Here is a 10,589-nt window from a genome sequence, read left to right as displayed (position 1 = left end):
TCTCAGGCCAGCATCTCTCAGGCCAGCATCGCCAGCGGGGTTTCCAGATGGGCGACGATGGCGGCCAGCAGCTGTGCGCCCAGCGCGCCGTCGATGACCCGGTGATCGACCGACAGGGTCATCGACATCATCGTGGCGGTGCCCAGGCTGCCGTCGTCCTGCACCACCGGCTGCCGCAGGCCGGCGCCGACGGCGAGGATGGCGCCGTGCGGCGGGTTGATCACCGCGTCGAAGTTCTCGATCCCGTACATCCCGAGGTTGGAGACCGCGAAGCTGCCGCCGACATATTCGTGCGGCGCCAGCTTGCGGTCGCGGGCGCGGGCGGCGAGGTCCTTCATCTCGGCGCTCAGTGCCGAGAGCGACTTCTGGTGCGCGTCCTTCAGCACCGGCGTGAAGAGGCCGCCGTCGACCGCCACCGCCACGGCCACGTCCGAGGGCTTGAGCCGCAGGATGCGGTCGCCCGCCCAGACGGCGTTGGCATCCGGCACCTCCTGCAGCGCGAGCGCGCAGGCCTTGATGATGAAGTCGTTGACCGAAAGCTTCACGCCGCGCGCCTCGAGCTGCGCGTTGAGCTGCGCCCGCAGGGCGAGCAGGTCGTCGATGGCGACCGCGCGGCGCAGGTAGAAATGCGGGATCGTCTGCTTGGCCTCGGTAAGCCGGGCCGCCACCGTGCGGCGCATCCCGTCGAGCGCGATCTCTTCCGTCTCGCGGTCGGCATAGATCTTCGCCACCTGCTCGGCCGTGGGGCCGGAGGGCATCGCCTGCGTCTTCGCGGCAGTCTGCGCGGCAGTCGGGGCACCGGCTGCGGCGGCCGGTTCCCGCGCGGCGGCGGGCGCGGCTTTCGCCGGTTCGGCGCTCTCCACGTCGGCGCGCACGATGCGGCCCCTGGGCCCGGAGCCCGTCACCCGGGCAAGGTCGATGCCGCGCGCCCCGGCGATGCGGCGGGCGAGGGGCGAGGCGAGGATACGGTTGCCCTCGGCGTCCGTCGGGGCGGGCGGGGCCTTGGCGCCGGGGATCTCGCCTGCGGGCTTCGGCGCGGCCTTCGCCTGCGGCTCGGGCGCGCGGCCGTAGCCCGCTGCGGGTTCCTGCTCTTCCTGCGCCTTCTTCGTGGTCTCGGGCGTCGGAGCCTCTGCCTTCTGCGCGGAGGAGCCGGCGCCCTTCAGGTCCGCCGCGCCTTCGCCCTCGTCGAGCATCAGCGCGATGGGGGTGTTGACCTTCACCCCGTCGGTGCCCTCGGCCACCAGCAGCTTGCCGATGGTCCCTTCGTCCACCGCCTCGAACTCCATCGTCGCCTTGTCGGTCTCGATCTCGGCCAGCAGGTCGCCGGAGGCGACGGTGTCGCCCTCCTTCACGAGCCACTTGGCGAGGCGGCCCTCCTCCATCGTGGGCGAGAGGGCGGGCATCAGGATTTCCGTGGGCATCGCGCGCGCTCCCTCAGCGGTAGGTGACGCGGCGCACGGCCTCGACCACCTCGTCGGTGGTGACCAGCGCCATGCGCTCGAGATTGGCGGCATAGGGCATCGGCACGTCCTTGCCGGTGACGTTGATCACGGGGGCATCGAGCCAGTCGAAGGCGTGTTCCATCAGCACCGCCGAGACGTGATTGCCGATCGAGCCCTGCGGCCAGCCCTCTTCGACGGTGACGCAGCGGTTCGTCTTCTTCACGCTCTCGATCACGGTCGCGGTGTCCATCGGGCGCAGGGTGCGCAGGTCGATCACCTCTGCCGAGATGCCGTCTTCGGCCAGACGTCCGGCCGCTTCAAGGGTATAGGTCATGCCGATCCCGAAGCTCACGAGGGTCACGTCCGACCCCTCCTGCCAGATCCGGGCGCGGCCCAGGGGCACGGTGAAATCCTCGATCACCGGCACGTCGAAGCTCTTGCCGTAGAGGATCTCGTTTTCCAGGAAGATCACAGGGTTGGGGTCGCGGATCGCGGTCTTGAGCAGGCCCTTGGCGTCGTCGGCCGCATAGGGCTGCACGACCTTCAGGCCCGGGATCTGCGAATACCAGGCGGCATAGTCCTGGCTGTGCTGGGCGGCCACGCGGGCGGCGGCGCCGTTGGGGCCGCGGAAGACCATCGGGCAGCCCATCTGGCCGCCCGACATGTAAAGCGTCTTGGCCGCCGAGTTGACGATCTGGTCGATGGCCTGCATGGCGAAGTTCCAGGTCATGAACTCGACGATGGGCCGCAGGCCGCCAAAGGCCGCGCCCACGCCCAGGCCCGCGAAGCCGTGCTCGGTGATCGGGGTGTCGATCACGCGGCGTGCGCCGAACTCGTCGAGCAGCCCCTGCGTGACCTTGTAGGCGCCCTGATACTCGGCCACCTCCTCGCCCATGACGAAGACCGTGTCGTCGCGGCGCATCTCCTCTGCCATGGCGTCGCGCAGCGCCTCGCGCACGGTCTGCTGGCGGAACTCGGTGCCTTCGGGCACTTCCGGCTCGCGCGCCCTGGCCGGGACAGGGGGCGCGGGGTGCTGCATCCCGGCCGCGGCCTGATCCTCGGAATTTTGCGCCTTGTCCTTCGGCACAAGCGCGCTGCCGTTCGACGGCGCCTCGACCTCGTCCACCGACTCGTCCTCGCCGGCCATGATCGCGATGGGGGTGTTGACCTTCACGCCGTCGGTGCCCTCGGCCACCAGGATCCGGGCGACGGTGCCCTCGTCCACCGCCTCGAACTCCATCGTGGCCTTGTCGGTCTCTATCTCGGCCAGGATGTCGCCGGCGGCGACGGTGTCGCCCTCCCTGACCAGCCATTTCGCCAGCTTGCCCTCTTCCATCGTGGGCGACAGGGCGGGCATCAGGATCTCGGTGCTCATGCGCGGGGGCTCCCTCAGGCGGTCTGCGGCGTGACGTCGGTGTAGACGTCGGTCCAGAGCTCGGCGGCGTCCGGCTCGGGGCTTTCGCGGGCGAAATCGGCGGCCTCGTTCACGATCTCCTTGATCTCCCTGTCGATCGCCTTGAGGTCGTCCTCCGCCGCGCCGGCCTCGATCAGGCGCTCGCGCACCTGCTGGATGGCATCGCGTTCCTCGCGCATCTTCTGCACTTCCTCGCGGGTGCGGTACTTGGCGGGGTCGGACATCGAGTGCCCGCGGTAGCGGTAGGTCATCATCTCGAGGATGTAGGGCCCCTTGCCGGCGCGCGCGTGGGCCACGGCCTTTTCGCCCGCCGCCTTCACCGCCAGCACGTCCATCCCGTCCACCGCCTCGCCCGGGATGCCGTAGGCGGCGCCCCGTTCCCAGAAATCCGGCGACTTGGTGGCGCGCCTGACGCTCGTGCCCATGGCATACTGGTTGTTCTCGATCACGAAGATCACCGGCAGGTCCCAGAGCTCGGCCATGTTGTAGGTCTCGGCCACCTGGCCCTGGTTCGCGGCGCCGTCGCCGAAATAGGTGAAGGTGACGCGATCGTTGCCCTTGTAGCGGTCCGAGAACGCAAGGCCCGCGCCGATGGGCACGTTCGCACCCACGATGCCGTGGCCGCCGTAGAAATGCTTTTCGCGGCTGAACATGTGCATCGAGCCGCCCTTGCCCCGCGAAAAGCCGCCCTCGCGGCCCGTGAGCTCGGCCATCACGCCCTTGGGGTCCATGCCGCAGGCCAGCATGTGGCCGTGATCGCGGTAGGCGGTGATGCGCTTGTCGCCCTCCTCGGCGCAGGCCTCCAGCCCGACCACGACCGCCTCCTGCCCGATGTAGAGGTGGCAGAAGCCGCCGATCAGCCCCATGCCGTAAAGCTGTCCTGCCTTTTCCTCGAAGCGGCGGATGAGCAGCATTTCACGGTAGTAATGCTTCAACTCGTCGGTCGAGGCGGCCGGCTTCTTCGCCTGTCTGCGGGTGGCCATGCGGGTCTCCTGCGCGCGGGGGACGGGAATGGTTCAACGCTAAACCACTCTCTAGCGGATTCGCCGGCGGGTGGCGAGGGGGCTTTGCGCGCGGCCTGCTGCCGCCACCCCGGGGAGGTCCGCAGGGTGTTCGGCCGTCTGCGCGGTGCGCGCGCAGAGCCCGCGGGCATCGCGGCTTTCGAGGGTGCCGACAGGCCCTTGGATCGCTTGGGTGCAAGCTGTGCGCGGCCTTATCGGATCACGATCTCGTCCGCGCGCATCAGGCCAAGCACGTCGCGCGCGCGCTCGTCGAGCAGGTCGAGGTCGAGGTGGTCGTCCGACAGGCGGCGGGTCAGATTCTCGTAGCGTGCGATCTCGGTCTCCAGAGCTGCCAGTTCGCTGGTCAGCCGCGCGGCCTCCAGCTCCACCTCCGCGCGGCGGAAGAGGCCGTAATCGCCCTGCACCGCGGCGAAGGCGAAATAGAGGCCAAGGCCGAAGGCCGTGGCGAAGAAGGCGATCACGCCGAAGGCGGGCTGGGGACGTTTGCGGATCATGCTCTGCCTCATGCTGCGTCCTCTGACGGGGCGCTATCGGGCAGTATGGCACAGGCGATTCGCACTGTGAATCCCCAACGTCACGGTTTTCCGGGATCGGCCCGACCGCTTATGCTGGCCAGGGAGAGGAGGCCCGCCATGACCAATCTGCCGCCCGAGGACCGGCTTGCCACCCACAGCGTCGAGAACCAGCCCGGCCCGATGCCGCCGCCCGACCTCTGGGGCGGCGACGCGCCCCTGCGCGCGGCCGTGGCCGAACAGGGCGGCGACGGGGCGGCGCTGGCGGAGGCCGCCGCCCGTCTCGGCACGGCAGAGGCCCGTTCGGACGGCGAGGAGGCGCGCCGCGACGCGCCGCGCCTCGTGCTCTTCGACCGGGGCGGCCGACGGCTGGACGAGGTGCGCTTCGCGCCGGGCTATCACAATCTCATGCAGGCAGGCGCCCAGGCGGGCTATGCCGCCGTCGCGTGGGAGGGGCGGCCCGGCGGGCATGTCACCCATGCCGCGATGGTCTATCTGCTGAGCCAGGTGGAGCCGGGCGTCTGCTGCCCGCTGACGATGACCTATGCCGGGGTGCCCGCGCTTCAGGCCGACCCAACGCTGGCCGAGACCTGGGTGCCCAGGCTCACCGCACGCGCCTACGATCCCGCCATGGCACCGGTTGGCGAAAAGCGCGCCGCGACGCTGGGCATGGCGATGACCGAGAAGCAGGGCGGCTCGGACGTGCGCGCCAACACCACGCGGGCGGAACGCGACGGCGATCTGTGGCGGCTGACGGGGCACAAGTGGTTCTGTTCCGCGCCGATGTCGGACGGTTTCCTGACGCTGGCGCAGACCGACAGGGGGCTTAGCTGTTTCCTCGTGCCCCGCTGGCTCGAGGGCGGGCGCAACGCGATACGCCTGCAGCGGCTCAAGGACAAGCTGGGCAACCGCGCGAACGCCTCGGCCGAGATCGAGTATCAGGGCGCGGTCGCCCATCTGCTGGGCGAGGAGGGGCAGGGGGTGCGCACCATCATCCGCATGGTGCATCACACCCGGCTCGACACCGCGATGGCGCCTGCCGGATTGATGCGCGCCGCGCTGATCGAGGCGCTCTGGTGGGTCGAGGGTCGGCGCGCCTTTCAGCGCCGGCTGATCGACCAGCCGCTGATGCGCGCGGTGCTTGCCGATCTCGCGCTCGACTGGGAGGGGGCGCTGGCCGCCGGGCTGCGCGCGGCGCGCGCCTTCGACGGCGCGGACGAGGGCGAGCGGGCACTGGCGCGCATCGCCGTGGCGCTGGCGAAATACGTTTCGAACAAGCGCGCGGTGCCGGTGATCGGCGAGGCGATGGAGGTGCTGGGCGGCATGGGCTACGTCGAGGACACGCCGTTGCCCATGCTCTACCGCGAGGCGCCGCTCAACGGCATCTGGGAGGGGTCCGGCAACGTGATCTGCCTCGACATCCTGCGCACCCTGGCCAGGGAACCGCTGGCAGCAGAGGCGCTCGATGCAGAACTGGACGCCGCGAAAGGCAGCGAGCCGGCCTACGACACGGCGCTCGACGCCCATCGCGCGCGCTGGCCGGACCGGCCCCCCGAGTCGGAGGCGCGCTGGTTCGCGGAAAGCCTGGGCAGCCTTTTCGCCGCTTCAATGCTGATCCGCACCGCGCCCGAAGCCGTGGCCGCGGGCTATGCGCAAAGCCGCCTGGGCGCGCCGCGCGGTCTGATGCCGGGGGCGGTCGCAGGGCTCGACGAGGGCGCCATCCTGGGCCGCCTGGCGCAGGGGTGAGGCGGAACCTGCGCCGCGTTTCCTGGCGTCGATCGAGGGACCGCGCGAGACGCGACCGGACCGCAGGACTACGGGCTTGCCTGTGTCCGCCTCAGCCGGCGACCGAGGCGGCGTAGATCGCGTCGATGGCCTCTTTCAGGGTGCGGTCGAAGGCATCGTCGTCCTGATCGGCCGTCAGCCCCTCTGTCAGGGCGCGCGAGAAGCTGGCAATCATGCCGGTGTTCTGCGCGAGCAGCTTGCAGGCTTCCTCGCGCATGTAACCGCCCGACAGCGCAACCACCCGCATCACCCGATCGTGCACGACGAGCGGTGCGTAGAAGTTCGGCATCGACGGCAACGACAGCTTCAGGATGACCTTCTGCCCCTCGGGCAGCGCGTCGAGGTAGGTATGGAGCGTCTCGAGCAACAGGCGCTCCGCATCGCCCTTGTCCTCGATCGTGATGGTCACCTCGGGCTCGACGATCGGCACGAGGCCCTTGGCAAGCACCCGTCGCGCCACCTCGAACTGCTGGTCCACGACCGCCTTGATGCCGGAGGGAGAGGCCGCATTGATGACCGAGCGCTCCTTGGTGCCGAAGATGCCGTGATCCACCGCCCGGTCGAGCAGCGCGTCGAGGTCGGGGTTGGGCTTCATCAGCCGCACGCCGTTGTCCTCGTCATCCAGCCCCTTGTCGATCTTGAGGAAGGGCACGACGCCCTTCTTCTCCCAGAGATACTGCGCCGCCGGCACGCCGGCGAAGTCGCGCTCCATCGTCTTCTCGAAAAGGATGGCCCCGATCACCTTGTCGCCGGTGAAGGCGGGCGACCGCACGATGCGCGACCGCATCTCATGCACGAGGTCGAACATCTCTTCCTCGGACGCATAGCGATCCTCGGAAACGCCGTAGAGGCTCAGCGCGCCGGGCGTGGAGCCGCCCGACTGGTCGAGCGCGGCGATGAAACCCGGCCCGGAGGTCATCTGGCGGATCTGGTCGTCGGTCGGCATCGGGTCCCTCGCTTCCACTGATCGCTCCGCCCCGCTTCTAGGCAAGCGCGCGGGACGTTGCAATCGCCCCGGCGTCAATCGCCGCGCAGGGCGGCGACACCGGGCAGCGTCCTGCCCTCCATCCACTCCAGAAAGGCGCCTCCGGCGGTCGAGATGTAGCTGAAGGCCTCCGCGGCTCCCGACTTGTTCAGCGCCGCCACGGTGTCGCCGCCGCCCGCGACCGACACGAGCCGCCCCTGCCGCGTCAGTTCCGCGGCGTGGGCCGCGCAGGCATTGGTCGCCGCGTCGAAGGGCGGATACTCGAAGGCGCCCAGCGGTCCGTTCCAGATCAGCGTGCGCGCGCGCTCCAGCGCCTGCATCACATTCGCAACGCTCTCTGGACCTGCGTCGAGAATCATCGCGTCCTCCGGGCAGTCCTCGACCCGGCAGACCTCGTTGGGGGCATTCGCGGCCAGTTCGCGCGCGATGACGGCGTCGCGCGGCAGCAGCAACTCGCAACCCGTCTCGGTCGCGCGGGCGGCGATGGCGCGCGCGGTCTGCTCGAGGTCACGCTCGGCCAGCGAGCGGCCGATGCCGAAGCCGGCTGCATAGAGAAAGGTGTTTGCCATGCCGCCGCCGATCACCAGCATGTCCATCTGCTCGACCAGATTGCGCAGCAGATCGATCTTGGTGGAGACCTTGGCGCCGCCCACCACCGCCATCACCGGGCGGTCGGGGTCGCCCAGCGCCCGTTCGAGCGCGCGAAGTTCTGCCTGCATCAGCCGACCGGCGCAGGCCGGAAGCAGGTGCGCAATGCCTTCGGTCGAGGCATGGGCGCGATGCGCGGCCGAGAAGGCGTCGTTGCAGTAGACCTCGCCCAGCCGGGCGAAGCCGCGGGCGAGCTCGGGATCGTTCGACTCCTCTCCCGGCTCGAAGCGTGTGTTTTCCAGCAGCAGCACCGCGCCCTCCGGCAGCGCCGCTGCCGCCGCTTCCGCCGCCGGACCCGTGCAGTCGGGCGCGAAATGCACCCGCGCGCCGAAGGCGGCCTGCAGCGCGGGCACCAAGGGCTCCAGCGACATCTCGGGCACGCGGCGCCCCTTGGGCCTGTCGAAATGCGCCAGCAGGATGGGCCGCCCGCCGCGGTCCAGGATGTCCTGCACGGTGGGCGCGATGCGCTCGATCCGGGTGGCGTCGGTCACCCGTCCGTCCTGGACAGGCACGTTGATGTCCACCCGCAGCAGCACCCGGCGGCCGCCCAGTTCCATGTCGTCCAGCGTTTTCCAGTCCATGCCCTCGTCCCTTCGCGCCTCCTGCGGGCTGCACGCCTTTTCCCCGCAAGCGCGGGCGGGGTCAATCCGCGGGCGTTCCGGGGCTTGCCGCATACGCGCGCGCCACGGTAACAGGGTCCCGCACACCGACCCACAGGAGCGCCGCATGGCCGAGATCCGCGACCCCGATAACACCATCCTGATGGAGCTGAAGGACGGTACCGTGACGATCGAGCTGATGCCCGATATCGCCCCGCAGCATGTCGAGCGGATGAAGACGCTCGCCCGCGCCGGCGCCTACGACAACGTGGCCTTCCACCGGGTGATCGACGGCTTCATGGCGCAGACCGGCGATGTCGAGCACGGCGACATGGAAGACGGCTGGAACCCGCGGCGCGCGGGCACCGGCGGCTCGGACCTGCCGGACCTGCCGGCCGAGTTCTCGCGCATCCCGCACGACCGCGGCACGCTGGGCGCCGCGCGGTCGCAGAACCCGAACAGCGCCAACTCGCAGTTCTTCATCAACTTCAAGGACAACCATTTCCTGAACGGGCAGTACACGGTCTATGGCCGGGTGATCGGCGGCATGGAACACGTGGACGCCATCACCCGCGGCGAGCCGCCCGCCAGCCCCGACCGGATGATCAGCGTGAAGGTGGCCGCCGATGCGTAAACTGCTTCTCGCAACCGCGCTGCTCGCGGCCGGCCCCGCCTTCGCCACGGGTCTCGAGATCGAGATCGAGGGCGAGGCGCAGGGCACCGTCCGCATCGACCTGCTGGAGGAGGTCGCGCCGGAACATGTCGAGCGCATCACCGCGCTGGCCGAAGCGGGCGCCTACGACGGCGTCGTGTTCCATCGCGTGATCGACGGCTTCATGGCCCAGACCGGCGATGTGGAATTCGGCCGGCTGGAGGGCGGCGACATGGCCCGTGCCGGCACGGGCGGCTCGGACCTGCCGGACCTGCCGGCCGAGTTCTCCGACGTGCCCTTCGAGCGCGGCGTGATCGGCATGGCGCGCTCTGCCAGCCCGGACAGCGCCAACTCGCAGTTCTTCATCATGTTCGCACCCGCGACCCATCTGAACGGGCAATACACCGTCGTGGGCCGCGTGACCGAGGGCATGGAGGTGGTGGACGCGATCAAACGCGGCGAGGGCCGCAACGGCGCGGTGATCGGCCGGCCCGACGCCATGAGCCGCGTGACCGTCACCGAGTGAGTCCAAGTCTGCGATTTTTCGATCGAAAAATCGCAGGCGCACTTTCCCGTCCGGCAGAAGATTTTTCGGTCGAAAAATCTTCGGTCTGCGGCCTTCCGGCAATCCAGAGGCAACGTGGCATGATCCGCGAACCCGTCTTCGTCCTTGTCCGCCCGCAGATGGGCGAGAACATCGGCGCCGCGGCGCGGGGCATGTGGAATTTCGGCCTGGGCCGGATGCGGCTTGTGGCGCCGCGTGACGGCTGGCCGAACCCTGCGGCCGTGGCCATGGCAAGCGGAGCGGGGCGGCTGCTGGACGCGGCAGAGGTCTTCGACGACACCGCAGCCGCCGTCGCGGATGCCACCCATGTCTACGCCACCACGGCGCGGCCGCGCGGCATGACGACGCCCGTCCTTAGCCCCGAGCGCGCGATGGCCGATGCCGCCCGGCGCCTGGCCAACGGCGAGCGCATCGCGGTGCTCTTCGGACCCGAGCGCGCGGGGCTCGAGAACGACGACATCGCGCGCGCCAACACCATCGTCACAGTGCCGGTGAACCCGGAGTTCCCCAGCCTCAACCTCGCGCAATGCGTGCTGCTCACCGCCTACGAGTGGCGCCGCCAGTCGGCGGAGGTGACGCACGAAACCATCGCGGCCGGCCCCGACGGCTGGGCCGAGGCGGGCGAGGTCGAGCGGCTGGCGGATCATTACGAGGAACGCCTGACAGAGGCCGGCTTCTTCTTTCCCGAGCACAAGGCCGGGAGCATGCGCCGCACCCTGCGCAACCTCTGGTCCCGGATGCCGCTGACGAAGGCCGACGTGCGGATCTTTCACGGCGTTCTGCGGCAACTGGTGCGGCACCGCGACCGCACGCCCTGAGCTTGCCGCTCCGCGCGCGCTCGCATAGGTATCGCCCCGCAGACGGGAGGCGCGCATGACCGGGAAACGCAAGCTTTTCGAGGAGGTGGGCGAGACCGGGCGCCCCAGGCAGGAGCCCCGCGGCGGCATGATCGACGCAGGCCGCCG

At 69.9% G+C, this 10,589-nt stretch carries 10 protein-coding genes; 4 read left to right on the top strand and 6 right to left on the bottom strand.

The window, feature by feature from the left end; genetic code table 11:
- Window positions 1-17 precede the first annotated feature (17 nt).
- The 4 genes from ACLFOB_RS11775 to ACLFOB_RS11760 form a co-directional block, all read right to left on the bottom strand.
- Window positions 18-1,421, bottom strand: coding sequence for a pyruvate dehydrogenase complex dihydrolipoamide acetyltransferase (locus ACLFOB_RS11775; RefSeq protein ID WP_410926180.1), 1,404 nt, complete (start codon window positions 1,419-1,421; stop codon window positions 18-20).
- 13 nt (window positions 1,422-1,434) lie between these two features.
- Complete coding sequence (locus ACLFOB_RS11770) at window positions 1,435-2,817, bottom strand: pyruvate dehydrogenase complex E1 component subunit beta (RefSeq protein WP_410926179.1); 1,383 nt, start codon at window positions 2,815-2,817, stop codon at window positions 1,435-1,437.
- Window positions 2,818-2,831: 14 nt separating this feature from the next.
- On the bottom strand, window positions 2,832-3,839 hold the full coding sequence (gene pdhA, locus ACLFOB_RS11765) for a pyruvate dehydrogenase (acetyl-transferring) E1 component subunit alpha (protein ID WP_410926178.1): 1,008 nt from the start codon (window positions 3,837-3,839) through the stop codon (window positions 2,832-2,834).
- Between the two features lie 230 nt (window positions 3,840-4,069).
- Entirely contained in the window at window positions 4,070-4,369 is a 300-nt protein-coding gene (locus ACLFOB_RS11760) for an FtsB family cell division protein (protein ID WP_410926181.1), read from the bottom strand.
- 141 nt (window positions 4,370-4,510) lie between these two features.
- Here ACLFOB_RS11760 and ACLFOB_RS11755 point away from each other — a divergent pair, with 141 nt between their 5' ends.
- Window positions 4,511-6,136, top strand: a complete 1,626-nt coding sequence (locus ACLFOB_RS11755) for an acyl-CoA dehydrogenase family protein (RefSeq protein ID WP_410926177.1) — start codon at window positions 4,511-4,513, stop codon at window positions 6,134-6,136.
- A 91-nt stretch (window positions 6,137-6,227) separates the two neighbouring features.
- Here ACLFOB_RS11755 and ACLFOB_RS11750 read toward each other — a convergent pair whose 3' ends face one another.
- Together ACLFOB_RS11750 and ACLFOB_RS11745 are read right to left on the bottom strand one after the other, a co-directional pair.
- A complete protein-coding gene (locus tag ACLFOB_RS11750; RefSeq protein ID WP_410926176.1) occupies window positions 6,228-7,121 on the bottom strand; it encodes a fructose bisphosphate aldolase in 894 nt (297 codons plus the stop codon).
- Between the two features lie 74 nt (window positions 7,122-7,195).
- Complete coding sequence (locus ACLFOB_RS11745) at window positions 7,196-8,389, bottom strand: phosphoglycerate kinase (RefSeq protein ID WP_410917060.1); 1,194 nt, start codon at window positions 8,387-8,389, stop codon at window positions 7,196-7,198.
- 145 nt (window positions 8,390-8,534) lie between these two features.
- Between ACLFOB_RS11745 and ACLFOB_RS11740 the strand changes: the two genes are divergently transcribed.
- From ACLFOB_RS11740 to ACLFOB_RS11730, 3 genes are all read left to right on the top strand, one after another.
- The gene (locus tag ACLFOB_RS11740) at window positions 8,535-9,041 is read left to right on the top strand and encodes a peptidylprolyl isomerase (protein WP_410917061.1); all 507 of its coding nucleotides are present in this window, start codon (window positions 8,535-8,537) and stop codon (window positions 9,039-9,041) included.
- Complete coding sequence (locus tag ACLFOB_RS11735; RefSeq protein WP_410917062.1) at window positions 9,034-9,585, top strand: peptidylprolyl isomerase; 552 nt, start codon at window positions 9,034-9,036, stop codon at window positions 9,583-9,585. The genes ACLFOB_RS11740 and ACLFOB_RS11735 overlap by 8 nt, the downstream gene beginning before the upstream one ends.
- Window positions 9,586-9,704: 119 nt before the next feature.
- Window positions 9,705-10,442 carry an RNA methyltransferase gene (locus tag ACLFOB_RS11730; RefSeq protein WP_410917063.1) on the top strand — a complete coding sequence of 246 codons (738 nt, stop codon included), beginning with the start codon at window positions 9,705-9,707 and terminating at the stop codon, window positions 10,440-10,442.
- Window positions 10,443-10,589 lie beyond the last annotated feature (147 nt).

The sequence above is a fragment of the Rhodosalinus sp. genome, assembly GCF_046542825.1.
Classification (GTDB): Bacteria; Pseudomonadota; Alphaproteobacteria; order Rhodobacterales; family Rhodobacteraceae; genus Rhodosalinus.
This window is presented reverse-complemented; position numbering and strand designations above follow the sequence as displayed.

Excerpts from the sequence above, each read along its gene's own strand:
- ACLFOB_RS11750 (WP_410926176.1), bottom strand. The coding sequence starts at position 7,121 with ATGCCGACCGACGACCAGATCCGCCAGATGACCTCCGGGCCGGGTTTC.
- ACLFOB_RS11740 (WP_410917061.1), top strand. The coding sequence starts at position 8,535 with ATGGCCGAGATCCGCGACCCCGATAACACCATCCTGATGGAGCTGAAG.
- ACLFOB_RS11735 (WP_410917062.1), top strand. The coding sequence starts at position 9,034 with ATGCGTAAACTGCTTCTCGCAACCGCGCTGCTCGCGGCCGGCCCCGCC.
- pdhA (WP_410926178.1), bottom strand. The coding sequence starts at position 3,839 with ATGGCCACCCGCAGACAGGCGAAGAAGCCGGCCGCCTCGACCGACGAG.
- ACLFOB_RS11755 (WP_410926177.1), top strand. The coding sequence starts at position 4,511 with ATGACCAATCTGCCGCCCGAGGACCGGCTTGCCACCCACAGCGTCGAG.
- ACLFOB_RS11745 (WP_410917060.1), bottom strand. The coding sequence starts at position 8,389 with ATGGACTGGAAAACGCTGGACGACATGGAACTGGGCGGCCGCCGGGTG.
- ACLFOB_RS11770 (WP_410926179.1), bottom strand. The coding sequence starts at position 2,817 with ATGAGCACCGAGATCCTGATGCCCGCCCTGTCGCCCACGATGGAAGAG.
- ACLFOB_RS11730 (WP_410917063.1), top strand. The coding sequence starts at position 9,705 with ATGATCCGCGAACCCGTCTTCGTCCTTGTCCGCCCGCAGATGGGCGAG.
- ACLFOB_RS11775 (WP_410926180.1), bottom strand. The coding sequence starts at position 1,421 with ATGCCCACGGAAATCCTGATGCCCGCCCTCTCGCCCACGATGGAGGAG.